Here is a 23,920-nt window from a genome sequence, read left to right on the forward strand (position 1 = left end):
TATTTTGGAGCACCCTTTTTTTATTATACGGTTCTGTCATTTGTCGGTTTTTGTCGGTAAGTCGATATATCTTGAAAATCGCTGATATATTTTGAGTTGCGCTGATATATCTTAAAAATCGCTGATATATTTCGAGTTGCGCCGATATAATCGGAAAATCGCTGATAAAGATTTCACTTACTGCAGCGCGCCAAGAATTTGAAAATAACCTTCTTTAATTTTTATCTTCTTTCTCTTTAACGGCAGAAAGTACAGTTTGTTTTACCCAAGCTTTTCTTCGTTTATGCTGTAAACCCCATTGGTATAAACTTTGAGCTCCTAAAATAAGTGAAATGACAATGCCGCTAATCGCAATTAATAGAGCGAAAAATTCAAGAGGTGACGATATTTTGTTTGAATCGGTGTTTCTTAAAAGGTCAATCATAGTAAACCCTAACATTTGGCCCACTACAGAGTAGAGCGTTAAAATTAATAATAAGAGGCTATCTTTTTTAGAGGCGACATTTTCTTGATATTTAAACAAACTATCAAGATTTTGTTTCGCGTTCGAGTATAGAACCTCAATATTAAAAAGTTTTCTTAAACGAAAGAAAATATCTTCACTTTGTGATTGGGATACTAATTCTAAAGAAAAATAATTAGCAGTGAACGAATTGATCGAATAAATTAATTTCTCTATTTCATTAGTATCTTGTTCAATGTTTAGCTCAGCATAGGCGTTTGCCATTTTTAATAAAACAATTTTATGGAATAGGTTTAATAATAAAGCGTAATAAAATTCCCCGTACATTTGACTAGCAAGTTTAGCGATTTCGCGTTCTCCTTCATTTGTTACACATGTAAAAATATGTTCTTCCATTATGAAATAACGATTTGGAGCCCATCTCTGGTAAGCGTGTTTTTTTAAATAGTCATGAATGTAAGGAAGGTTATTTGCACTCACATATGGCTTACCATCACTTGTTAATCCGGAAAGACTAGAAGTACGATAAACATCCACTTCATTAAGTTCCATACCTTCTTTTAGTGACAATAAAGTTTGGACGTACATTCTTTGGTCTTCGAAGAATGGGAAGGTTTGAAAGTATGAACTTCTTAATCTCTTCTTTTCAAAGAAATCAGTTACGCCATGAAATAAATAACCAAAAATGAATTTTTCAACTTGGGAATACTTTTTTCCGTTACATTCAATACAAATAGTCTCATTTGTATCATTTTTAGTTTCAAGTACACGGAAGCGAGCAGCGAATTCGATTGCTTCAGATAAAGTCATGCTTGGAGCAGTGTTTACTTCTGTTCGAATTGTTAAGAAGCCAAGTTCATAAGGACAAAGTGTTACATCGATAGAGTGTATCTTGAATGGGATTGAAATAAGGTTTGTTGTTAAATGTCCAGTTAAGTTAAGGTCCTTTGAATAACGTTGCAAGCCCTTTTGATGCTCTGAGTGAGGAAAGAGAATTTTATTTGTAAATGAAAGATAGTATGCTTCCATATTTTGATGTGAAACTTTAAACTCCCCATAATATGTATTTTCATCATAGAGATGATCGAGCCGAAAAGGACGGAAATCGTTTTTTTGTAAGAAAGGGAACATATTTTGTTCATATCCAGCTTTAAACGAAAACGGGAATATAAATTGAAATATAGCTGTTGCTACATCTTTTTCCTCAATTGCTTGTATTGCCTCCATCTACATTGTTTCCTTTCCATATATGCTATAGAAACAACATGCCCAAATTTATTTGAAAATAACCACTGTTTTATACTCGATTGAGAGTGAAAATTCAGCTTATTTAGCAGAGGACATGTATAATGTTATGTATACTAAAAGTTATAAAATTGTATTTTGAAAAGGGGGATGCTGTATGCGGATTTTAGTATTAGGCGCTGGTGGAGTCGGAGGATTTTTTGGTGGCAGATTAGTCGAAAAGGGAGAAGATGTTACATTTCTTGTTCGTAGTAAACGGAAAAAACAATTAGAGGAAAGAGGACTTGTAATCCGAAGTGTTAACGGGGATTTTTCCTTTCAACCGAAATTAATAACGAAGGAAGAGAGAACTTCTCCATTTGATGTCATTTTATTTTCAACAAAAGCGTATCACTTAAACGAGGCAATTCAAGATTTGAAGCCGTTTGTTGGCGAAGGTACTGTAATCATTCCATTGTTAAATGGTATCGCTCATTTATCACTATTACAAAAAGAATTCGGCGAAGAAAAAGTACTTGGCGGTTTATGCTTTATCGAGACGACGTTAAACGATCAAGGAGAAATTGTACAAACTAGCGCTGCCAACAGACTTGTGTTTGGAGAAATTAAGTCTCAAAATTCAGAGAGAGTAAAGCATATTTCTAAAGTATTTGCAGGTACGAAATCTAGTTTTGTTTTAAGTGAAAATATTACGCAAGATATGTGGCATAAATATTTATTTATTACTGTAATGTCCGGTGTGACAACGTTAATGCGTGCACCAATTGGACCAATTCGTGAAAGTGAAGGCGGTCGTGATTTTATCCGTAATGTATTTGAGGAATCTGTACAAATTATGAAAGTATTAGGAGCTCCAATAAAGGTTAATATTGCCCAGGAACATATGAAAACAATTGATAAAATTTCGTATGATATGAAGTCATCGATGCAACGTGATATGGAGAAGGGTTCGTTTATTGAAGGGAAGCACTTGCAAGGATATTTAATGGATGTAGCAGAGCAATTTTCTATAGCGGCACCATTATTAGGCACTATATATCAAAATTTAAAGGTGTATGAAGAGATGACCTTTAACAGATCTGTAATAGAATTAGATGTATGAAAAAATAAAAAAGATAGCAATATATAAGTGTATTGCTATCTTTTTTAGTTTTTTGTATGACAAATTATTTATTTCTTTTCGTTCTATCTGTCAAATTTATTTCCTGTTCACGTTTACCATATAACTGATTAATTTCATTTGCTACTGCATCTAAATATGAATCGGAAAAAATAGGCTTCTTTTCTTTAGACATATGGGTCTCCTTTGCGGATTTTTTAGTATTCATTATGTATATTTCTCAGTGGATTATGCACAATCATTTTAATTTTTTTCTTATTAAAAATTTTTGTTTACTTTTTGAAAATAAAGGAGTATTATAATCCACAGTTTCAATTTTCTAAATCGCTGAAACCGCATGGTACGGGGGACCCGTTTTTACGGATTAGTACATAATCCGATGGGGTGAATCCTTAAAAAAGGTAGGGCTACTCATAGGCCCGAATCCGACAGCTAACCTCGTAAGCGTTATATTGAGAAGGAAGGTGGAGCTTGTGCGACAAAAAAAATAATGTCTACAAGTCTATTTCGCTATGGCTTGTAGACATTTTTTGTTTTCTGAGTAAATAGTTTACTGGCTGCAACAAGCAGAAAAGTTCGTACAAAATTATTGGAGAGTGGACAGCATTGGTTTCATCTATTAAAAGATTTTTAATTGGAAGACCGTTAAAATCAACGGAGCTTGGAGAACAAAAGCTTAATAAAACGAAAGCTTTAGCTATTTTATCTTCTGACGCATTGTCATCAGTTGCTTACGGTCCAGAGCAAATTTTAATTGCTTTAGCAGGTGTTGGAGCGATCGCTTATTGGTATTCCATTCCGATCGCTGTTGGGGTATTAGTATTATTGACAGCCCTTATTTTATCTTATCGTCAAATTATTTTTGCTTATCCGCATGGCGGGGGAGCGTATGTTGTATCAAAAGAAAATTTAGGGATGAATCCAGGCTTAATTGCTGGAGGATCTTTATTAGTTGACTATATTTTAACTGTTGCGGTAAGTGTGTCCGCTGGTACAGATGCAATTACGTCTGCGTTTCCTAGCTTACATGCACACAACGTAATTATTGCGGTTATATTTGTTATATTAATTACGATATTAAATTTAAGGGGAGTAACGGAATCAGCTTCCGTTTTAGCATATCCTGTTTATTTATTCGTTTTAGCACTATTTATATTAATTGGTGTGGGCATATATAATATTTTAACTGGTCATGTTTCACCCACTTTACATGCGCCAATTGGTACACCAGTTGCAGGGATTAGTTTATTTTTATTACTAAGAGCATTTGCATCAGGTAGTTCTGCTTTAACAGGTGTTGAAGCAATTTCAAATGCAATTCCGAACTTTAAAGATCCTGCGCCAAACAATGCTGCAAAAACATTGCTTGCAATGGGTGCATTACTTGCTGTGTTATTTTCAGGAATTGTATTTTTAGCTTATTATTACGGAGTGACTCCGAGTAAAGAAGTAACAGTTGTTTCTCAAATTGCTGAACAAACATTTGGACGTAATTTCATGTACTATTTCATACAAGGTACAACAGCTTTAATATTAATTCTTGCTGCTAATACAGGTTATTCTGCATTTCCTTTATTAGCGGTTAACCTTGCAAAAGATAAATTCATACCGAGAATGTTTACGATTAGAGGAGACCGCCTAGGTTACTCAAACGGTATTATTATACTTGGAGTTGCTTCGATTATTTTAATTGTAGCTTTCCAAGGGCAAACAGAACATTTAATTCCACTATATGCAGTAGGTGTATTTATTCCATTTACACTTTCTCAAACAGGGATGGTATTAAAATGGCTTCGCGAAAAGCCTGAAGGATGGGCTTTAAGATTAACGGTTAATTTAATTGGTGCAGTTATTAGTTTTATCGTAATGAGCATGTTCTTTTTAACTAAATTTGCACAAGTTTGGTCGATTCTTATTTTCTTACCAGTTATTATCTTCTTATTCCATCGAATTAAGAAGCATTATGATGCAGTGGGTGATCAATTAAGTTTAAAAACTTGCGAGCCTCTTATTCCAATTGAGGGGAATGTAATTGTCGTTCCTGTAGCAGGTATGACGCATGTAGTAGAAAATTCATTGAACTATGCGAAATCGCTTTCGGCAGATCAAGTTATCGCAGTATATGTTGCTTTTGACAGAGAAGAGGAAAAGAAATTTGAGGAGAAATGGAAGAAGTGGCAACCTGAAGTAAGGCTTGTTACATTACATTCTCATTATAGAAGTATTATTCAGCCGCTAACGAAGTTTATCGATACAGTGCAATATAAGGCAAGTGAATCGAATTACCGTGTTACGGTCGTTATACCACAGTTCATTCCGAAAAAAGGTTGGCATAACATTCTTCATAATCAATCCAGTTTACTTATACGTGCGTATTTACTTTATAAAAGAAATGTTGTTATTACGACAGTTCCATATCATTTGAAAAAATAAGAAAATTTTTTAAGGATAGCTTCGCGAAAATGAAGCTATCCTTTTTGTGTATATGCTATGCATAATTGCATATGGGGTTAAAAATTATACTAATATAACTTCATTGGTTATTTGAAAGTAGTGTTTTCTGTTGTGATATGTAGATATTTCAATCGATAAAGTGAATCGGATTATATTTTGAAATAAGGACATGAAAGCTTGAAAATAAAGGGAATGAAAATACTTCTTTACGATATATAAACAGCTGTGTTTAAATGACCTTACAGTACAAAACTTATATGAAAACAAAATGAAATTTCATATTTACGTATGTTGTTTAGTTTAAAATGAATAATATTTTTATGAAATATATTCACTGTGTGAATGTGGGAATTTCGATGAAATAGAAAATTTATACAATATTATTCATACTAAACACATATGAAAAATAATGAAATGTTTTGTGACGATAAGTAAGTACTGTAGCAATACGAGAGAGGTGGTTCATACATAGATCACGTTGAGAACGTTCTCTATTTTAACCATCTCAAATTATGGGCAAGAAAATAGAATAATAAAATGCGATAGTAATAGTTGCTAATACATAGGAGGAGTTAAAGTGAAAAAGACTTTAATTACAGGGTTATTGGTTACAGCGGTATCTACGAGTTGCTTCATTCCTGTAAGCGCTTACGCTAAGGAGGGGCAAACGGAAGTGAAAACAGTATATGCGCAAAATGTAATTGCTCCAAATACATTATCCAATTCAATTAGAATGTTAGGATCACAATCACCGCTTATTCAAGTATACGGATTAATTATTTTGCAACAGCCAGACATTAAGGTAAATGCGATGAGTAGCTTAACGAATCATCAAAAGTTTGCAAAGGCGAATGTACGAGAGTGGATTGATGAATATAATCCGAAGCTAATTGACTTAAATCAAGAGATGATGAGATACAGCACTAGATTCAATAGTTATTATAGTAAGCTCTATGAACTAGCAGGAAATGTAAATGAAGATCAGCAAGCAAAAACAGATTTTATGAGTGCATATGGAAAATTACAATTGCAAGTACAGAGCATCCAAGAGAGTATGGAGCAAGATTTATTAGAGTTAAATCGATTTAAAACAGTATTAGACAAAGATAGTAACAACTTATCAATTAAAGCCGATGAAGCAATAAAAACACTGCAAGGATCAAGTGGAGATATTGTGAAATTAAGAGAAGATATTAAAAGAATTCAAGGGGAAATTCAAGCTGAACTAACTACTATTTTGAATAGACCTCAAGAAATCATTAAAGGTTCTATTAATATCGGTAAACAAGTATTTACAATCACAAATCAAACTGCACAAACGAAAACAATCGATTTTGTTTCTATCGGTACTTTAAGTAATGAAATTGTAAATGCTGCAGATAGTCAAACGAGAGAAGCAGCTTTTCGCATTCAGCAAAAGCAAAAAGAGTTATTGCCACTTATTCAAAAGTTATCACAAACTGAAGCAGAGGCGACTCAAATTACATTCGTTGAAGATCAAGTAAATAGCTTTACAGAATTAATTGATCGTCAAATTACAACTTTAGAAACGTTATTAACGGATTGGAAAGTTTTAAATAATAATATGATTCAAATTCAAACAAATGTTGAAGAAGGCACGTATACAGACAGTAGTTTACTTCAAAAACATTTTAATCAAATTAAAAAAGTAAGTGATGAAATGAATAAGCAAACAAATCAATTTGAAGATTACGTTACAAACGTTGAAGTACATTAAATAGAAAAATAATTAGCGATATAGGGAGAGAAGAAAAATGACAAAAAAACCATATAAAGTAATGGCTCTATCAGCACTTATGGCAGTATTTGCAGCAGGAAATATTATGCCGGCTCATACGTATGCAGCTGAAAGTACAGTGAAACAAGCTCCAGTTCATGCGGTAGCAAAAGCTTATAATGACTATGAAGAATATTCATTAGGACCAGAAGGCTTGAAAGATGCAATGGAAAGAACAGGTTCAAATGCTTTAGTAATGGATCTGTATGCTTTAACAATTATTAAACAAGGTAATGTTAACTTTGGAAATGTATCGACTGTTGATGCAGCTTTAAAAGGAAAAGTGATTCAGCACCAAGATACAGCTAGAGGAAATGCGAAGCAATGGTTAGATGTATTAAAGCCACAGCTTATTTCAACGAATCAAAACATCATTAACTACAATACAAAATTCCAAAACTATTATGATACTTTAGTTGCTGCGGTAGATGCAAAAGATAAAGCGACTCTTACGAAAGGCCTAACTAGATTATCAAGTAGTATTAATGAAAATAAAGCGCAAGTGGATCAGTTAGTAGAAGACTTGAAAAAATTCCGAAATAAAATGACGTCGGATACGCAAAACTTCAAGGGTGATGCAAATCAAATTACATCTATATTAGCTAGTCAAGATGCAGGGATTCCACTTCTGCAAAATCAAATTACAACGTACAATGAAGCAATTAGTAAATATAATGCAATTATTATCGGTTCATCTGTTGCGACAGCTCTAGGACCAATTGCAATTATTGGTGGTGCAGTAGTTATTGCTACGGGCGCAGGAACACCGCTAGGAGTCGCATTAATTGCAGGTGGTGGAGCAGCTGTAGGCGGTGGTACAGCTGGTATCGTATTAGCGAAGAAAGAACTTGACAATGCACAAGCTGAAATTCAAAAAATAACTGGACAAATTACAACTGCTCAATTAGAAGTAGCTGGGTTAACGAACATTAAAACACAAACTGAGTATTTAACAAATACGATTGATACTGCAATTACAGCGTTGCAAAACATTTCAAACCAATGGTATACAATGGGATCAAAATACAATTCTTTACTTCAAAATGTGGATTCAATTAGTCCAAACGATCTTGTTTTCATTAAAGAAGATTTAAACATTGCGAAAGATAGCTGGAAAAACATTAAAGACTATGCAGAAAAGATTTATGCTGAAGATATTAAAGTAGTAGATACGAAAAAAGCATAATCGAATACGAATCGTTAGGGCGTTAAGTGTTGATGAATGATTTGAAGCTCCTGTTCAGTTGTGAGCAGGAGCTTTTGATATCCTTATAAAGAGAATAGGTGAAAAATATGCAGAAACGATTTTATAAAAAATGTCTTTTAGCGGTAATGATTGCTGGGGTGGCAACGAGTAACGCATTTCCTTTACATCCTTTTGCAGCAGAACAAAATGTAACGGTGCTACAAGAAAATGTGAAAAACTATTCTCTTGGACCAGCAGGATTCCAAGATGTAATGGCACAAACGACATCAAGCATATTTGCAATGGATTCATATGCAAAATTAATTCAAAATCAACAAGAGACGGATTTAAGTAAAATAAGTTCGATTAATAGTGAATTTAAAGGGAATATGATTCAGCATCAAAGAGATGCAAAAATTAATGCAGCATATTGGTTAAATAATATGAAGCCTCAAATTATGAAAACAGATCAAAATATTATAAATTACAATAATACTTTTCAATCGTATTATAATGACATGTTAATAGCGATTGATCAAAAGGATAGTGGAAAATTAAAAGCGGATTTAGAAAAGTTGTATGCGGATATTGTAAAGAATCAAAATGAGGTAGATGGATTATTAGGAAATTTGAAAGCTTTTCGCGATAGAATGGCGAAAGATACAAATAGTTTCAAAGAGGATACAAATCAGTTAACAGCGATATTGGCAAGTACGAATGCTGGTATTCCAGCTCTAGAGCAACAAATAAATACATATAACGATTCGATTAAAAAGAGTAATGATATGGTCATTGCTGGTGGCGTACTTTGCGTAGCTCTAATAACATGTCTTGCTGGCGGGCCGATGATTGCGGTTGCGAAAAAAGATATCGCAAATGCAGAAAGAGAAATCGCCAATTTAAAAGATAGAATTTCAGGAGCACAAGCAGAAGTCGTAATTTTGACTGATGTAAAAAATAAAACAACAAACATGACAGAAACAATTGATGCAGCAATTACAGCACTACAAAACATATCAAATCAATGGTATACAGTAGGTGCAAAGTATAATAATTTATTACAAAACGTAAAAGGAATTAGTCCGGAAGAGTTTACGTTTATAAAAGAAGATTTACATACAGCGAAAGATAGCTGGAAAGATGTAAAGGATTATACAGAAAAATTACATGAAGGTGTGGCAAAGTAAACAGTGGACTAGTTCTGCTGTTTATTTTTTATCCTGTTTTTTGTGAGAGTTGAGCTTGCAATTATATATAAGTTTGTCATGTGTTTTATCAATGTGGCTATTGGGTAATAGTTAATCAAATTGATACGAATAACCTAAATAAATTTCTGATCAAGTCTTTTATATGTAATGTTTTAATGAAAAAAGCTATACTGTAAGCAAAACTAAAAATTGGAGAGGAAATACTACAACATGGAAAATTATTTGTTATTTATCCTTACAGCAATGTTAATCATAATCATGCCTGGTCCTGGTTTTGCGCTAGTTACAAAAAATACTATCTCGCATGGTAAAAATGGCGGGATAAAGACTGTTTTAGGAACGATATCTGGAATGATGATTCATACAATAATGGCTACGTTAGGACTTTCTGCTATCTTAATGAAATTTGCTATGTTATTTACATTTATAAAATATGCTGGGGCTGTTTATTTAATTTATTTAGCTGTAAAGTCAATTAAAAGTGCCTTACATAAAAAAGAAGATATGTCAGGTTCAGCAGAAATGGACTCTAAGGATATTGGGGCAATTAAAAGCTTTAGACAAGGATTTACTACGGCAATTTTAAATCCAAAAACCGCTGTATTTTTCCTTAGTTTTTTACCCCAATTTATTGTGAGTAATCAAAATCATTTCTTCCAATTTCTTTTGTTAGGACTCACATTTACGACTTTGACAGCAATATGGTATTTACTTTACATCTCACTCATACGTCAATTAAGAACTTTTTTAAGAAAAGAAAGAGTGAACCGTACAATAGAGGGTATTACAGGCGCCGTATTATTAGTATTTGGAGTTAGATTGTTTTTCCAAAAATAAATATGTAGATAAAACGAGAAATAAAAAAGTTGATTATTTCTCGTTTTATTCTTTAAAATCTGCAACAGAATCAGGATTTCCCCTCAAAGTATAAATTCCAAGAGGAACCGTTTTTTTATTTACTTATATACGTACAGCTGTACCACTGACAGCAACCATTAACATTCCATCACGAACAACTTCGTAATCTATGTCAATACCAACGATAGCGTTCGCACCCTTTTCTTTTGCAAGTTCTTTCATTTCGCCCATTGCAATATCACGAGCGTCTTTTAGTTTACTTTCATAAGCACCAACACGGCCACCGACAACATCACGAACGGAAGCGAATACATCGCGGACAATATTTGCACCCATAATAGCTTCACCATTTACAATATCAATATACTCAATAATCTCTTTACCTTGAATTCCAGAAGTTGTTGTTACAATCATGACTGACACTCTCCTAATATTTTATAATTTTTGATTAGCTTTCTTATGTCATAGAAAAAGTAGTTCTGGTGCCAAAAATGCTTGATAGGAACATAGAATATTTTTGGCATCAGAAACAAGTCTAGTTTCTTACAGAATGAAAGCAAGGCAATTGTTTAACATGTGTATCGCTATAACATATGCAATGGATCTTTTAGAAATAAGATAAGCCGCAGTAAGTATCAACGATCCAGGTAAATAAATAGCAATATCCACAAGTTGGTTCGTATGAAGAAGTGTAAAAATCATAATCGAAATGATAGATGCAATAGCAGTACCAATATGGTAAGAAAAACGATTTATTAATATGTGGCGAAACACAATTTCTTCAAGTGTTGGACCCAGAATACCAAATACAAGCAATGTAAATACAAGAGGTACCTCTGCACCCGTTTCAAGGAGCTGCTCTTGGTTCTCTGGTTGACCAGTTGCTAGAAAATGCATAACACATTGTTCCACAATTAACGTAAATAAAACTACCATAGGAATACTTACTATTTTCAAAATTGTCTTCTCTTTAAAATAAGTAAAACTTTCAATAATTTCTTTCCTAAAGCAAATGATTCCTACAATAGCAGGTACAGTAAAACCGATGGCACTAAGAACAAATTCTGATTCAACTAAATTGACATTAGCTAAAAGTGATATGCCAAATAATATGTACAAGCCAATTTGAAATGGTACAAACAGTGTAAAGATTATTAGCATAATGATTTCTTTTTTATTCATTTTTATAAAGTTCACTGTATTGCCCCCATAATTAAATTACCTATAATTTTTGATTTTTCTTTCTGCATAACGCTCTCCTTCTAAATATATTTATATAAGATTATAAACCGGACGGTTCGGTCCGAATCGAAATCTAATGATACTACAAGTTTCTAGTTTTTTAAACCCTTTTTATAAAGTATTAACAAAATCAAAATGGAAAAAAGCAAATATATTTATATTTTAGTTGTTTTGTTACAATTTAATTCCAGTAATCATTAATGGTTAATCTTTTATAGAATGAAGTGAAAGTGGGAGTAGTTCAAACACTTTAGCTAAACATATTGATAAAAATTATATATAATAATCATATGTCTATACATTAAAATTAACTATATATTTTTACACCTCTACGATTTTAGATAAAATTAGTTGTATAATATGACTGAATTAAACAATTGGTCATGTTGTTTTAACGGAAAATTCACTTAATTTATGTAGGTAATACAATTTGATTAACTTCTTTTCAAACTGTATTCTTTGAGGTTTCCATAAGATAGGGATTGATAAGATATTTCTGTTCCAAACTTATTTATACTTACAAAAAAATTAAGAAAATAGAGGGTAAACATTACCTAGAATATTAGGATCGTTTTCATTAGGAGGATTACAAAGCATGACTAAAGTTGATAAGGTTAAAGAAAAAATTATTGAAACATCTTTATATTTATTTAATACTAATGGGATAACTCGCACATCCATTCAGGATATAATGACAGCTACTGAACTACCTAAAGGATCTATTTATCGTAGATTCAAAAGTAAAGAAGAAATTGTCCTTGCTGCCTACGACAAAAGTGGTGAGATTATGTGGAGTCATTTTCATAAAGCAATGGAAAATAAAAAGACAGCAATTGATAAAATCCTTGCAATTTTCCTTGTATATCAAGATGCAGCTAATAATCCTCCTATTGCTGGAGGCTGTCCATTACTTAATAGCGCAATCGAAAGTACTGGAGTATTTCCAGAATTACAAAAAGCAGCAGCAAAAGGTTATGATGATACAGTAATGTTAATGGCTTCTCTCATAAAAGAAGGAATAGAGAAACAAGAATTTAAAGAAGATATAGAGGTTATATCACTCGCTTCCTTTCTTGCCTCTGCAATGGAGGGGGCTATTATGGCAAGTCGAGTATCTAACGATAATATACACCATCATTATTTTATTGAACAAATAAAACATCATCTTTTCACTTATTCTAAATAAGTGAGAACTTGCATTGTTTCCATCCAATTTTTATAAAATTAAATTGAGTAAATACCCCTTATAAATAGTAACTTCTGTTTATAAGGGGTATTTGAATAGTTTTTAGATGATGTTTCATGTTTCTTATTGAACGGCTTTGTTATCGTTACTACAGAAAAAATGTGAATTAAATGTTAATTGATTTACATGTTTCAAGCGTATCTATATTGAGTTTGTAAATCTACACAATAAGTTTTCATTATATATTAAGTGTAGTAGAAGTTCAGATAGATAAAATTCGGTAGTCGAATTTTTTTGCATAAAGCTGTATAATGCTTGTAACGAAAGGGAAATACAGGAAGGGATTTGTAATGAGTTACTATGGAAAAAGATAAACAACAATTAAGCGTTGAAGTTGCAAGATTATATTATCAATCAGATTATAGTCAGCAAGAAATTGCTAACAAATTAAATATTTCAAGACCAACAATTTCTAGATTGTTAAAGTACGCGAAAGAAAAAGGGTTTGTTCAAATTAGCATCGCTGATCCATTTGCGGATTTAGATAACGTCGGGAATTTACTGAAAGAAAAGTATAACTTATTAGAGGCACATGTTGTATTTTCTCCAGTTCCGGAATATGCAACGATTACAGAGTATATTAGCAAATATGCAGCTGAGTATATGGAAAAGACGGTTAAAAACGGTGATATTGTTGGTGTAAGCTGGGGAATGACGATGTATGAAATCGCTAGAAAAATCGTACCGCAACATGTAAAAGGGGTAGAGGTTGTTCAGTTAAAAGGTGGTATTAGTCATTCGAGTGTAAATACATATGCGAATGAAACAATCGCTTTATTTGCAGATGCTTTTCAAACGACGCCAAGAAATCTCCCCCTTCCAGTTATATTTGATAATGCAGTGACGAAAGAATTAGTAGAGCAGGATCGACATATTCATCACATTATCGAAATGGGGAAACAAGCGAATATTGCAATTTTCACTGTAGGAACAGTTCGAGACGAAGCGCTATTATTCCGATTAGGTTATTTCGATAAGGATGAAACGAGTTTACTCAAAAAACAATCGGTCGGTGACATTTGTTCACGATTCTTTGATGGGGACGGAAATATTAGTAGTGAAGAAATTAATAAGCGGACCATTGGAATTGAGTTAGAAGAACTGAAATTAAAGAAACGTTCTATTTTAGTTGCAGGTGGTAATAGAAAAATAAAAGCAATTGATGGTGCGTTACGTGGCGGGTATGCAAATGTATTAATTATCGATCAGCATACAGCGAAAGAATTATTACATTATCAAAAAGATTAGAAATAAAAGGCGTTCTCAAGATGTTAATTTTGAGAATGCCTTTTATTTTGTTATGTATGAATGATAGGAGTTTTTTTGAACACAAATTGCCTTTTTAAAAATAATTATGGATATGGAGATACATACTACCATTGTTAACATAAAAATTTTGATTATATATCTGAAATGTTCTTTGTTAGAATGCGCTTTATTTACTACAAGATGATTCCTTTTAAAAAAGAATGAACAAAATTTCAAAAGTGTATTTACATTTGTTCAACTAAGAGTTAGAATGAAGTTGTTAAAAGATATGAGGAGTGAAGATAATGAACATTGCAAAGTTAATTGACCATACAATTTTAAAAGCTAATACTACTAGAGAAGATGTTATGAAAGTAATCGAAGAAGCAAAGGAATATAAATTCGCTTCTGTTTGTATTAACCCAACATGGGTAAAATTAGCGGCTGATGAACTAGCTGGACATGATGTAGACGTTTGTACTGTAATCGGTTTCCCATTAGGAGCAAGCACGACTGAAACAAAAGCATTTGAAACAAAAGATGCTATCGCAAAAGGTGCAACTGAAGTTGATATGGTAATCAACGTAGGCGCTTTAAAAGATGGCGACAACGAACTTGTTGAAAAAGATATTTATGAAGTAGTACAAGCAGCAAAAGGAAAAGCTCTTGTAAAAGTAATCATTGAAACTTGCCTATTAACAGATGAAGAGAAAGTACGCGCTTGTGAATTATCAGTAAAAGCTGGTGCTGACTTTGTAAAAACTTCAACTGGATTCTCAACTGGCGGAGCAACTGCTGAAGATATCGCATTAATGCGTAAAACAGTAGGACCAAACGTTGGTGTAAAAGCATCTGGCGGTGTTCGTACACGTGAAGATGCAGACAAAATGGTAGCTGCTGGAGCTTCTCGCGTTGGAGCAAGTGCTAGTGTTGCAATCGTATTAAATGATGCAAAAGGTGCTACAGATAACTACTAATCATTAATGAAGTGAAGAGCAATAGATACACAAAGTAAAGTGTATCTATTGCTTTAATAATTGAAAAAAATGTAAGCGGATACGAATGGGAGGAGACGGCTTATGAAATACTTAATTGGTATTTTTGGCCTCGTATTGATTTTAGGTATCGCTTGGCTTGCTAGTAATAATAGAAAGAAAGTCAAATATCGCCCAATCATAACGATGGTTATATTACAATTTATTTTGGGGTTTTTATTATTAAATACAAGTGTAGGGAATATATTAATTAGCGGAATAGCAGATGGTTTTGGAGAGTTATTAAAATATGCCGCTGATGGTGTGAATTTCGTATTTGGTGGATTAGTAAATCAAAAAGAGTTTTCGTTCTTTTTAAGTGTATTAATGCCAATCGTATTTATATCAGCTTTAATAGGTATTTTGCAACACATTAAAGTATTACCTATTATTGTGAAATCTATCGGTCTAGCATTAAGTAAAGTAAATGGAATGGGGAAACTAGAATCATATAATGCAGTTGCTTCTGCGATTTTAGGACAATCTGAAGTGTTTATTTCAGTTAAGAAACAATTAGGGTTATTGCCAGAGAAAAGAATGTATACATTATGTGCATCTGCAATGTCTACCGTTTCAATGTCTATCGTCGGATCATATATGGTGTTATTAAAACCGCAATATGTTGTAACCGCTTTAGTGCTTAACTTATTCGGTGGCTTCATCATTGCTTCTATCATTAACCCGTATGAAGTTACTGAGGAAGAAGATATGTTAGAAGTACAAGAAGAAGAGAAAAAGACTTTCTTTGAAGTATTAGGGGAATACATTATTGATGGATTTAAAGTTGCGATTACAGTAGCAGCTATGTTAGTCGGTTTCGTTGCTCTTATCGCATTCATTAATGCAGTATTTAAAGGTGTAATCGGTATTTCATTCCAAGAAATTCTTGGTTATGCATTTGCACCATTTGCATTTATTATGGGTGTACCTTGGCATGAAGCAGTTAATGCCGGAAATATTATGGCAACAAAATTAGTATCGAATGAATTTGTCGCTATGACAGATTTAGCACAAGGAAACTTTAATTTCTCAGATAGAACGACAGCGATTATATCTGTATTCTTAGTTTCATTTGCAAACTTCTCTTCAATTGGGATTATTGCAGGGGCGGTTAAGAGCTTAAATGAAAAGCAAGGGAATGTAGTCGCAAGATTTGGTTTGAAATTACTATTCGGTGCAACATTAGTAAGTTTCTTATCAGCAACAATCGTTGGCTTATTATTTTAATAGATTCGTATCATATAAAAAGGAATGGTGATTGTAATGAGAATGGTAGATATTATTGCAAAAAAACGTGACGGCAAAGAATTAACGACTGAAGAAATCAAATTCTTTATTAATGGATATACAGACGGAAGTATTCCTGATTATCAAGTGAGTGCGCTTGCAATGGCAATCTTCTTTAAAGATATGACAGATCGCGAACGTGCAGATTTAACGATGGCGATGGTTGAGTCTGGTGAAACGATCGACTTATCAGCAATTGAAGGAATTAAAGTAGACAAACATTCAACTGGCGGTGTTGGTGATACAACAACTTTAGTATTAGGACCATTAGTTGCTGCTTTAGATGTACCAGTAGCAAAAATGTCTGGTCGTGGTTTAGGACATACAGGCGGAACAATTGATAAATTAGAAGCGGTAGAAGGATTCCACGTTGAAATTACAAAAGAACAATTTATTGATATTGTAAACCGTGACAAAGTAGCTGTTATTGGACAAACAGGAAACTTAACACCTGCAGATAAAAAGATTTATGCATTGCGCGACGTAACAGGAACTGTTAACTCAATTCCTTTAATCGCAAGTTCAATTATGAGTAAAAAAATTGCAGCTGGTGCTGACGCAATCGTACTTGATGTAAAAACAGGTGCTGGTGCATTTATGAAAACAGAAGAAGATGCAAAAGAATTAGCACATGCAATGGTACGTATCGGAAATAATGTAGGACGTCAAACTATGGCTGTTATTTCGGACATGTCACAACCGCTTGGTTTTGCGATTGGTAACGCTCTAGAAGTAAAAGAAGCGATTGATACGTTAAAAGGTGAAGGTCCAGAAGATTTAACAGAATTAGTACTTGTATTAGGTAGCCAAATGGTCGTACTTGCGAAAAAAGCAAATACGTTAGAAGAAGCTCGTGAAATGCTAATTGAAGTGATGAAAAACGGAAAAGCAACTGAGAAATTTAAAGAGTTCTTAAGCAATCAAGGCGGAGATAGCTCAATTGTAGACAATCCAGAAAAAATGCCACAAGCTAAGTATGTAATTGATGTACCTGCAAAAACTTCAGGTGTTATTTCTAACATTGTTGCAGATGAGATTGGTATTGCAGCTATGTTACTTGGTGCAGGTCGTGCAACGAAGGAAGATGAAATCGATTTAGCAGTAGGATTAATGTTACGTAAAAAAGTTGGCGATGCAGTAAAAGAAGGCGAGCCATTCGTAACAATCTACGCAAATCGTGAAAATGTAGAAGATGTAAAAGCAAAAATTTATGAAAATATTTCTATCGCTGAAACAGCAGTGGCTCCTAAATTAGTTCATACAGTTATTACTGACTAATCATCATTTCGTTTACTTTGAGGGGGAAATAATATGGGTAAGAAAAAATATATTGAAGAAGCAAACAAGATGTTATCGAAAGCGTATATTCCGTATTCTAAATTTCCTGTTGGCGCAGCGTTAGTTACGAAAGAAGGGAAAATCTATACTGGTTGTAATATAGAAAATGCTTCTTACGGTTTATGTAACTGTGCAGAAAGAACAGCAATATTTAAAGCAGTATCAGAAGGTGAGCGCGATTTTAGTTACTTAGTTATTACAGGAGAAACTGATGGACCGATTTCACCATGTGGTGCGTGTAGACAAGTAATTGCTGAATTCTGTGACCCGAAAATGCCTGTATTATTAACGAATGTAAAAGGTGATGAAAAAGAAGTGACTGTTGAGCAGTTACTGCCAGGTGCTTTCTCAATAGAAGATTTAAAATAAATTGAAAAGCCATTCTACAATTATTATTTGTGGAATGGCTTTTTTATTTTCAAAAATTGAATGTAATATTTTGTTCATACTCCGTTCATAAACTTTGCTTAAAATAATTGCAGCGAATATAGAAAGTTTACAACAGGAGGAATAGAATGAAGAAATTATATAATGCGGCATTTATTTACTTAATTATTGGTTTATTATCAGGTGTATTTGCAAGAGAGTATTCGAAAGCACAAGGAATTAAAGGATCCACAATGTTGCAATTAGTGCATACACATGTATTAGTGCTCGGTTTTGTATTCTTTTTAATTGCTTTAGCCTTATGTAAAGTGTTTCATGTACAAGAAACAAAGAGCTTTTGTGCATGGTTTGTTGTTTATAATGTAGGAGTAATCTTTACTATTGCTACAATGCTATGGAGAGGTCTTCTACAAGTAAATGGAACTGACTTTTACGGTTTAAGCCATATGGCTGGATTAGGTCATGTTATTATAAGTGTCGGGCTCGTTTGGTTTATGATTTTGCTCAAAAAGTCTTTTAAATAGATAGGAGTGGGAAGAGTATGATAGCACTTTTATCAAGTATTTTAGCGGTTTGTATGGCTGTTGGTGTCATGTTTCTGCGCTTTAAAGCAGCGAAAAAGCCGGTAACGAAAAAGAAAATTATATTGCCGCCAATTTTTATGAGTACTGGAGCAATGATGTACTTTTTACCAGAGTTTCGATTAACATCGTTAGAAATAGTTGAGGCAATTAGTATAGGGCTTATCTTTTCTATTTTTCTTATTAAAACAACTAAGTTCGAAATAAAAGGCGAACATATATTTATGAAACCGTCAAAAGCATTCATATTTATTTTAGTAGGCTTATTAGCTGTACGCGTGGCATTAAAGTCATATTTAAGCCAATCAATTGATTTGGCAGAGTTAAGCGGCATGTTTTTCTTACTTGCATTTGCGATGATTGTGTCGTGGAGAATTGCGATGTATCGCTCGTTTACTAAATTAAAAAAGACAATAAAAAGAGCTGGAATTTCTATATAGGAAATCCAGCTCTTTTTATGTTTTATTAGAATTCTTTAGCGCGGAACTCATTTGCTTAATTTTAAACGTATTTGAGCATCTTGTAATGCAGCAGGTGTAACGTTAAGACCATTTTGATCAACAATTTTTGTGTTTAATAAAATGGAATCTAAGCTTCCACGAAATGTTTGTGTATAGTTTTGGCGCAACATTTGTTGTTCTTGTTTTTCATCAACTGTTAATCCATTCGCTTTTTCTTTTTTTGACAATTCGTTAATACGGAATAAAATGTTTTTCATTTGTTTCACCTCTAGTTAGATGTAATTACATTAGCTGCTTACTAATGTATAGTTATTGTAACCTATCTTTTAATAAGTGTCAATGTCTATAAAATGCTTTGTTTTGTATGTGTATGGATGAGAGAGGATGTAAATGAATACTAATACTTGAAATAGAAAAGATGCTAATATACAATACTATGGTAGGGTATAAAGAGTTGTTGTTTTACATTATGAAAGTAATAAGTAAAAAGGAGTATGCAATAATGAATGCAGTAATTTCAAAGAAAGAAACAATCATCTCATATACGATTGCTATTTTATTTATTTTAGCTATGGTAACAGCTGGTGTGTTATTAAATGATCCGGAAGTCATTTTGCCAGAAATAGCAGCGATGGCAATTGCTTTATGGGCGTATCGTGAGCCAGGATGGTTAAGACAACCAGAAAAAATCTTTATTGCACCGTCAATAACAGCTGTTATTGGTTTTGCAGTGAATCAAATGGATATTTCCTATATAGGAAAAGTTAGCTTAACACTTATATTAATGATGTTGTTTTTATGTGTTATTCAATCCAATTTAGCACCATCCATTGCGACAGGTTTATTACCGTTAGTAACAAATGCGACGGAATGGTCATTTGTTATCGCGGTATTTGCTTTAACATTTATTTTAATGATAGGTGTTCTTATATTTAAATTGAACAACGGTATTGAGCGAAAAGTGCAAATACAGTATAAATATATGACTGTATTTCTAATACTAAATTTCGTATGGATCAGTTTATGCTGGATAACTGGTTATGAACAATTAGCAGTTATTCCACCAATATTAGTTGTTGTGTATGAATCACTTCAAAAGCCGATGTATAATGAAAAAATGGCTTTTAAACAAATATTAGTATTAACTGCATCGGCAACTGTTGGAACTTTATTGTATTTTGCAATTGATTCATGGATTGTAGTCACGTTATTAAATATGATATTAATGGTTATTTTATTAAAAATCGTTGGAGTACGTATTCCAGCAGCGTATGCATTTCCATTATTGCCACTCGTATTTCCTGATGAAATGATAAAAATGTTACCAGTAGCTTCATTTGTTGCGGGAGTATTTTTATTTGGTGCAGTACTACTGTATAAAAAGTGGGAGATGAAGCAAAAGGACATGTAGAAGAGTTAAATATAATTTTTAAAAAAGGTAAGTTCAAATGAATTGAACTTACCTTTTTGTATGTATTACCAATATAGAGCAGTATCATAAAGTCCGATTAAAATAAGGAGAACACCGGCTATACGTTGAATGTTTTTTCCTATTTTTCGGCTCTTTTTAAGTAGTGCCCCATTTAATCCTAGATAGGAGATGATGGACATTAATACGACGATAGGCAGAGCAGTTCCTATCGAAAAGAATGTAGGAAACAAGTACCCGTAATTATAGGGTAAAGATAAAGGGAGTAACGTTCCGAAAAATAGCACAAACATAGTCGGACAGAAAGCTAAAGAAAAGAAAAAAACAAGTAAAAATGAGCTGACTTCATTTTGTTTTCGAATAAATTTAATAGGGAAAAGGGTAGAGAAGAAATTTCTTCCTCTTATAATATCTGATAATATTAGACCTATTATTATTAATAAAGGTCCGATCAGTTTGCGTAACCATGGGAAATACAAAGTTAATATTTGCTGAATCTCTTTTCCTAAAAACCATACTAATAGTCCAAGCGTCGTAAAAGCCATTATTTTTCCTAAAATGAATAAAAGTATATGTTTCCATACATGTCCTTTTTGTAAAGATTGGTTGCTATAAAGTGTAATAGCGCTAATGTTTCCTGTTAATTGGCAAGGAGCAAGTGTACCTACAATGCCTAATAAAAACGCAAATAAAAGAGGTACAGATTTCGTAGCATTCGCGACATCTATTAAAGAAGACATGAGTTGATAGCTCCATGCACTAATTGTTGAAAACACGTCATATTCACCTTTCTAATTTAATTGTAATGTTCCCTCTTTAGTAATCTGTTTCCACGTTTTACCCTCATCGGTAGAAAGGAACACATTTGCTTTCATTGTAGCAAATGCGATTTCAGCTGAATTTTGAGGGTTTTGTGAAATATACATAATTGCATCTTTAGAATCTAAAAGTGGAATTTGTATGTTTGTTTCTTCATTTGTTGCAATTGATTTCTTCGTTACGATTTGCTTATTGATAGGGGCGTAAATAACATCTTCATTACTTAATGTAACTGCGGTCGATTCAAGTGATTTGGAGAATAGTTCAAACTTATTTCCATAATCCGTAGATAAATATACACCGTCTTTAGCACTTACCACGACTACACTAGATTGATTCGGATGTACGGAAAAGGAATGAATCGTACTTGAAAGACCTTTTAACTTACTATTTTCCCAATCTTGTCCGTTGTTCGTACTGAAATAAAAACCTTGTTGTAATTTAGAATTTGGACGCTCATTGTATAAATAAATTGCTTCTGTATTATATCCGACAGCAAGGTTATGAAAATCAGATTCTCCGTAAAACGCTAGCTTTTCAAGTGTATTACCGCCATCAGAACTTTTCATTAATCCTAAAGGATTTTTTAAATCTGCTCCTGGTTCAGGATGACCGCTGGCAAAGAACCCGTTCTTCGTTGCCTGAAACCCCATATAATCATGTAATCCAGTCTTAGTTTCAAGCCATTTTCCATCTTGATAAACTTTTATCCCGCTATGAGTGGCGATAGAAACCCCAGATATATTTCCTGCATAGCCAATTCCGTGAATGTGCTCGATTTTTCCAGATGTAATTTCTTTATAGAAGTCTTGCGGACTCGTATTTGCTGTTTCTATATTTTTTGACTCAGATTGCACCGTTTCTTTCTTCACGGGTGCTGTTTCGGTGTTGCTAGAACATCCAGTAATTATGAATAAGGAAGTAATTGCTAACCCTGTTGCTACATAATGTTTCAAAGTTGTGGCTCCTTTCCTATATATGAGATTTTAAGTATATGGAATAAATGTCAAGAAATTGTGGAGTGGTATGCATAATGTAGATTAGATGGGCACTAGTAAGGGGGGGATTTTCCTTTTTCTATGAGTACTATTAATTGACGAAAAATTGTAACAATAATAAAATGAATTGATTAGATCATTAGTTTTTTAATCATACATAGAACGCTAGGGGGATTATCATGAAATCAACATTTTTTGCTCAAAATAGAGAACGATTAGCAAACACATTACCAGAGGGATCTATTACGATTTTATTTGCGGGACAAGCACCGCATATGTCAGCTGATGCACATTATAAATTTGTACCGAATCGTAATTTTTACTACTTAACGGGAATCGATGAACCAAATGTTATTTTTATGCTGAAAAAGGTTGGAAATAGTGTTGAAGAAACACTTTTCATTGAAAAGGCAGATCCAGTAATGGAAAAATGGGTCGGTAAAACAGTTTCTAACGAAGAAGCAGAGAAAATTTCAGGTATAAAGAAAGTTATATATTTAGATAGCTTTGAAAAGACAATGTCAAATATACTTTTTACAGAAAATGCGAAGCATCTATATTTAGATATAGAACGTCGTGATTGGAATGGTACGGAGACAAAAACATTAGCATTTGCTAAACATGTAAGAGAAAAATACCCACACGTAACAATTGGTAATGTATATCCGAACATTTGTGAATTACGAGTATTTAAAACAGAGGAAGAAATTGAAATTATTAAAGAAGCGATTGCTATAACGAAAGACGGTATTTACAACGTACTTAAGCATGCAAAAGCAGGCATGATGGAGTATGAATTAGAAGCACAATTTGATTTTACACTGAAGTCATCTGGCATTAAGTACCATGCGTTCAATACAATTTTGGCGAGTGGGAAAAATGCTACAGTTCTTCATTATGAAGATAATGATGCACAAATTCAAAATGGTGACTTAGTATTACTAGATTTAGGTGCTCAAAAAGACTACTATAACGCTGATATTAGTTATACATTCCCGGCAAATGGAACATTCTCTAGTCGCCAAAAACAAATTTATAATATTGTATTAAAAGCATTAAAAGAAACAACAGAGATTATTAAGCCAGGATTAAAGTTCGCTGCATTAAATGAGCATACAAAAAAGGTACTGGCAGAAGAGTGTAAAGCAATTGGTTTAATTCAAGAAGATGAAGAGTTATCAAAATACTATTATCATGGTGTCAGCCATTTCCTTGGTTTAGATACACATGATGTAGGAACATATAAAGATAGAGTGTTAGAAGAAGGTATGGTTATAACAATTGAACCTGGTCTTTATATTGAAGGAGAATCAATTGGAATTCGTATTGAAGATGACATTCTTGTAACGAAAGACGGGTATGAAAACTTGTCAAAAGATATCATTAGGGAAGTTGAAGAAATTGAAGAATTTATGAGTGTAAATAATGAACATGTAAAAGGAAACCAAGCTGTAGTTAAATAATAAAAGAGTCATCACTAATTTATTTGAACTTTATCTCGAATCGTGGACAATTAAA

Annotated in this window: 23 protein-coding genes and 1 riboswitch; of the genes, 16 read left to right on the forward strand and 7 right to left on the reverse strand. The window is 33.1% G+C overall.

Translation table 11 applies throughout. The annotated features are described in order from the left end of the window. Positions 1 to 214: 214 nt before the first annotated feature. Positions 215 to 1,690: a hypothetical protein gene (locus HFD78_RS15410; protein ID WP_000387423.1), complete on the reverse strand. Its 1,476-nt coding sequence runs from the start codon at positions 1,688 to 1,690 to the stop codon at positions 215 to 217. A 175-nt stretch (positions 1,691 to 1,865) separates the two neighbouring features. Between HFD78_RS15410 and panE the strand changes: the two genes are divergently transcribed. Beyond that, entirely contained in the window at positions 1,866 to 2,810 is a 945-nt protein-coding gene (gene panE, locus HFD78_RS15415) for a 2-dehydropantoate 2-reductase (RefSeq protein ID WP_001221898.1), read from the forward strand. A gap of 64 nt (positions 2,811 to 2,874) precedes the next feature. Here panE and HFD78_RS29810 read toward each other — a convergent pair whose 3' ends face one another. Next, a complete protein-coding gene (locus tag HFD78_RS29810; protein WP_000031873.1) occupies positions 2,875 to 3,003 on the reverse strand; it encodes a hypothetical protein in 129 nt (42 codons plus the stop codon). 140 nt (positions 3,004 to 3,143) lie between these two features. After that, a riboswitch (cyclic di-AMP (ydaO/yuaA leader) is annotated at positions 3,144 to 3,290 on the forward strand. Positions 3,291 to 3,434: 144 nt separating this feature from the next. Between HFD78_RS29810 and HFD78_RS15420 the strand changes: the two genes are divergently transcribed. From HFD78_RS15420 to HFD78_RS15440, 5 genes are all read left to right on the forward strand, one after another. Continuing rightward, a complete protein-coding gene (locus HFD78_RS15420; protein WP_000254887.1) occupies positions 3,435 to 5,261 on the forward strand; it encodes an APC family permease in 1,827 nt (608 codons plus the stop codon). Between the two features lie 598 nt (positions 5,262 to 5,859). After that, positions 5,860 to 7,020, forward strand: coding sequence for a non-hemolytic enterotoxin NHE subunit A (gene nheA / locus HFD78_RS15425; protein ID WP_098005601.1), 1,161 nt, complete (start codon positions 5,860 to 5,862; stop codon positions 7,018 to 7,020). 37 nt (positions 7,021 to 7,057) lie between these two features. Further along, entirely contained in the window at positions 7,058 to 8,266 is a 1,209-nt protein-coding gene (gene nheB, locus HFD78_RS15430; protein ID WP_000162977.1) for a non-hemolytic enterotoxin NHE subunit B, read from the forward strand. Positions 8,267 to 8,373: 107 nt separating this feature from the next. Beyond that, a complete protein-coding gene (nheC, locus tag HFD78_RS15435; RefSeq protein ID WP_001171989.1) occupies positions 8,374 to 9,453 on the forward strand; it encodes a non-hemolytic enterotoxin NHE subunit C in 1,080 nt (359 codons plus the stop codon). 231 nt (positions 9,454 to 9,684) lie between these two features. After that, positions 9,685 to 10,311, forward strand: coding sequence for a LysE family translocator (locus HFD78_RS15440; RefSeq protein WP_000432986.1), 627 nt, complete (start codon positions 9,685 to 9,687; stop codon positions 10,309 to 10,311). A 123-nt stretch (positions 10,312 to 10,434) separates the two neighbouring features. Here HFD78_RS15440 and HFD78_RS15445 read toward each other — a convergent pair whose 3' ends face one another. Both HFD78_RS15445 and HFD78_RS15450 read right to left on the reverse strand, forming a co-directional pair. Beyond that, positions 10,435 to 10,746: a heavy metal-binding domain-containing protein gene (locus HFD78_RS15445; RefSeq protein ID WP_000637517.1), complete on the reverse strand. Its 312-nt coding sequence runs from the start codon at positions 10,744 to 10,746 to the stop codon at positions 10,435 to 10,437. Between the two features lie 129 nt (positions 10,747 to 10,875). Further along, complete coding sequence (locus tag HFD78_RS15450; protein WP_001009297.1) at positions 10,876 to 11,529, reverse strand: CPBP family intramembrane glutamic endopeptidase; 654 nt, start codon at positions 11,527 to 11,529, stop codon at positions 10,876 to 10,878. Between the two features lie 640 nt (positions 11,530 to 12,169). Between HFD78_RS15450 and HFD78_RS15455 the strand changes: the two genes are divergently transcribed. The 8 genes from HFD78_RS15455 (at position 12,170) to HFD78_RS15490 (ending at position 19,135) form a co-directional block, all read left to right on the forward strand. Beyond that, positions 12,170 to 12,760 (forward strand): TetR/AcrR family transcriptional regulator, encoded by a 591-nt coding sequence (locus HFD78_RS15455; protein ID WP_000169647.1) that lies wholly within the window; start codon positions 12,170 to 12,172, stop codon positions 12,758 to 12,760. Between the two features lie 360 nt (positions 12,761 to 13,120). Then, the gene (locus HFD78_RS15460; protein ID WP_000409782.1) at positions 13,121 to 14,068 is read left to right on the forward strand and encodes a sugar-binding transcriptional regulator; all 948 of its coding nucleotides are present in this window, start codon (positions 13,121 to 13,123) and stop codon (positions 14,066 to 14,068) included. Between the two features lie 305 nt (positions 14,069 to 14,373). Continuing rightward, positions 14,374 to 15,045 (forward strand): deoxyribose-phosphate aldolase, encoded by a 672-nt coding sequence (gene deoC / locus HFD78_RS15465; protein ID WP_001017452.1) that lies wholly within the window; start codon positions 14,374 to 14,376, stop codon positions 15,043 to 15,045. A gap of 102 nt (positions 15,046 to 15,147) precedes the next feature. Next, complete coding sequence (locus HFD78_RS15470; RefSeq protein ID WP_000876171.1) at positions 15,148 to 16,329, forward strand: NupC/NupG family nucleoside CNT transporter; 1,182 nt, start codon at positions 15,148 to 15,150, stop codon at positions 16,327 to 16,329. A gap of 36 nt (positions 16,330 to 16,365) precedes the next feature. Continuing rightward, a complete protein-coding gene (locus tag HFD78_RS15475) occupies positions 16,366 to 17,667 on the forward strand; it encodes a pyrimidine-nucleoside phosphorylase (RefSeq protein WP_001983022.1) in 1,302 nt (433 codons plus the stop codon). A 33-nt stretch (positions 17,668 to 17,700) separates the two neighbouring features. Beyond that, positions 17,701 to 18,096, forward strand: coding sequence for a cytidine deaminase (locus HFD78_RS15480; RefSeq protein ID WP_000516778.1), 396 nt, complete (start codon positions 17,701 to 17,703; stop codon positions 18,094 to 18,096). A gap of 146 nt (positions 18,097 to 18,242) precedes the next feature. Continuing rightward, a complete protein-coding gene (locus HFD78_RS15485) occupies positions 18,243 to 18,638 on the forward strand; it encodes a DUF2871 domain-containing protein (RefSeq protein WP_000737863.1) in 396 nt (131 codons plus the stop codon). Positions 18,639 to 18,655: 17 nt separating this feature from the next. Next, the gene (locus HFD78_RS15490) at positions 18,656 to 19,135 is read left to right on the forward strand and encodes a CcdC family protein (protein WP_000561045.1); all 480 of its coding nucleotides are present in this window, start codon (positions 18,656 to 18,658) and stop codon (positions 19,133 to 19,135) included. A 47-nt stretch (positions 19,136 to 19,182) separates the two neighbouring features. Here the strand turns inward: HFD78_RS15490 and HFD78_RS15495 are convergent, their stop codons facing one another. After that, complete coding sequence (locus HFD78_RS15495; RefSeq protein ID WP_000789773.1) at positions 19,183 to 19,413, reverse strand: DUF896 domain-containing protein; 231 nt, start codon at positions 19,411 to 19,413, stop codon at positions 19,183 to 19,185. Between the two features lie 245 nt (positions 19,414 to 19,658). Here HFD78_RS15495 and HFD78_RS15500 point away from each other — a divergent pair, with 245 nt between their 5' ends. After that, entirely contained in the window at positions 19,659 to 20,567 is a 909-nt protein-coding gene (locus HFD78_RS15500) for an HPP family protein (RefSeq protein WP_000994720.1), read from the forward strand. 65 nt (positions 20,568 to 20,632) lie between these two features. On the opposite strand, the gene HFD78_RS15505 is transcribed toward HFD78_RS15500, so the two are convergent. Both HFD78_RS15505 and HFD78_RS15510 read right to left on the reverse strand, forming a co-directional pair. After that, complete coding sequence (locus HFD78_RS15505) at positions 20,633 to 21,361, reverse strand: urease accessory protein UreH domain-containing protein (protein WP_000493092.1); 729 nt, start codon at positions 21,359 to 21,361, stop codon at positions 20,633 to 20,635. A gap of 15 nt (positions 21,362 to 21,376) precedes the next feature. Further along, entirely contained in the window at positions 21,377 to 22,360 is a 984-nt protein-coding gene (locus HFD78_RS15510) for a F510_1955 family glycosylhydrolase (protein WP_000683835.1), read from the reverse strand. A gap of 221 nt (positions 22,361 to 22,581) precedes the next feature. Here HFD78_RS15510 and HFD78_RS15515 point away from each other — a divergent pair, with 221 nt between their 5' ends. After that, complete coding sequence (locus tag HFD78_RS15515; protein WP_000842966.1) at positions 22,582 to 23,865, forward strand: aminopeptidase P family protein; 1,284 nt, start codon at positions 22,582 to 22,584, stop codon at positions 23,863 to 23,865. Positions 23,866 to 23,920: the final 55 nt, after the last annotated feature.

Origin of the sequence: Bacillus sp. EKM501B (assembly GCF_011800505.1) — a bacterium.
Classification (GTDB): Bacteria; Bacillota; Bacilli; order Bacillales; family Bacillaceae_G; genus Bacillus_A; species Bacillus_A cereus.

Excerpts from the sequence above, each read along its gene's own strand:
- HFD78_RS15410 (WP_000387423.1), bottom strand. The coding sequence starts at position 1,690 with ATGGAGGCAATACAAGCAATTGAGGAAAAAGATGTAGCAACAGCTATA.
- panE (WP_001221898.1), top strand. The coding sequence starts at position 1,866 with ATGCGGATTTTAGTATTAGGCGCTGGTGGAGTCGGAGGATTTTTTGGT.
- HFD78_RS29810 (WP_000031873.1), bottom strand. The coding sequence starts at position 3,003 with ATGTCTAAAGAAAAGAAGCCTATTTTTTCCGATTCATATTTAGATGCA.
- nheB (WP_000162977.1), top strand. The coding sequence starts at position 7,058 with ATGACAAAAAAACCATATAAAGTAATGGCTCTATCAGCACTTATGGCA.
- nheC (WP_001171989.1), top strand. The coding sequence starts at position 8,374 with ATGCAGAAACGATTTTATAAAAAATGTCTTTTAGCGGTAATGATTGCT.
- HFD78_RS15440 (WP_000432986.1), top strand. The coding sequence starts at position 9,685 with ATGGAAAATTATTTGTTATTTATCCTTACAGCAATGTTAATCATAATC.
- HFD78_RS15445 (WP_000637517.1), bottom strand. The coding sequence starts at position 10,746 with ATGATTGTAACAACAACTTCTGGAATTCAAGGTAAAGAGATTATTGAG.
- HFD78_RS15455 (WP_000169647.1), top strand. The coding sequence starts at position 12,170 with ATGACTAAAGTTGATAAGGTTAAAGAAAAAATTATTGAAACATCTTTA.
- HFD78_RS15460 (WP_000409782.1), top strand. The coding sequence starts at position 13,121 with ATGGAAAAAGATAAACAACAATTAAGCGTTGAAGTTGCAAGATTATAT.
- deoC (WP_001017452.1), top strand. The coding sequence starts at position 14,374 with ATGAACATTGCAAAGTTAATTGACCATACAATTTTAAAAGCTAATACT.
- HFD78_RS15470 (WP_000876171.1), top strand. The coding sequence starts at position 15,148 with ATGAAATACTTAATTGGTATTTTTGGCCTCGTATTGATTTTAGGTATC.
- HFD78_RS15475 (WP_001983022.1), top strand. The coding sequence starts at position 16,366 with ATGAGAATGGTAGATATTATTGCAAAAAAACGTGACGGCAAAGAATTA.
- HFD78_RS15480 (WP_000516778.1), top strand. The coding sequence starts at position 17,701 with ATGGGTAAGAAAAAATATATTGAAGAAGCAAACAAGATGTTATCGAAA.
- HFD78_RS15485 (WP_000737863.1), top strand. The coding sequence starts at position 18,243 with ATGAAGAAATTATATAATGCGGCATTTATTTACTTAATTATTGGTTTA.
- HFD78_RS15490 (WP_000561045.1), top strand. The coding sequence starts at position 18,656 with ATGATAGCACTTTTATCAAGTATTTTAGCGGTTTGTATGGCTGTTGGT.
- HFD78_RS15495 (WP_000789773.1), bottom strand. The coding sequence starts at position 19,413 with ATGAAAAACATTTTATTCCGTATTAACGAATTGTCAAAAAAAGAAAAA.
- HFD78_RS15500 (WP_000994720.1), top strand. The coding sequence starts at position 19,659 with ATGAATGCAGTAATTTCAAAGAAAGAAACAATCATCTCATATACGATT.
- HFD78_RS15515 (WP_000842966.1), top strand. The coding sequence starts at position 22,582 with ATGAAATCAACATTTTTTGCTCAAAATAGAGAACGATTAGCAAACACA.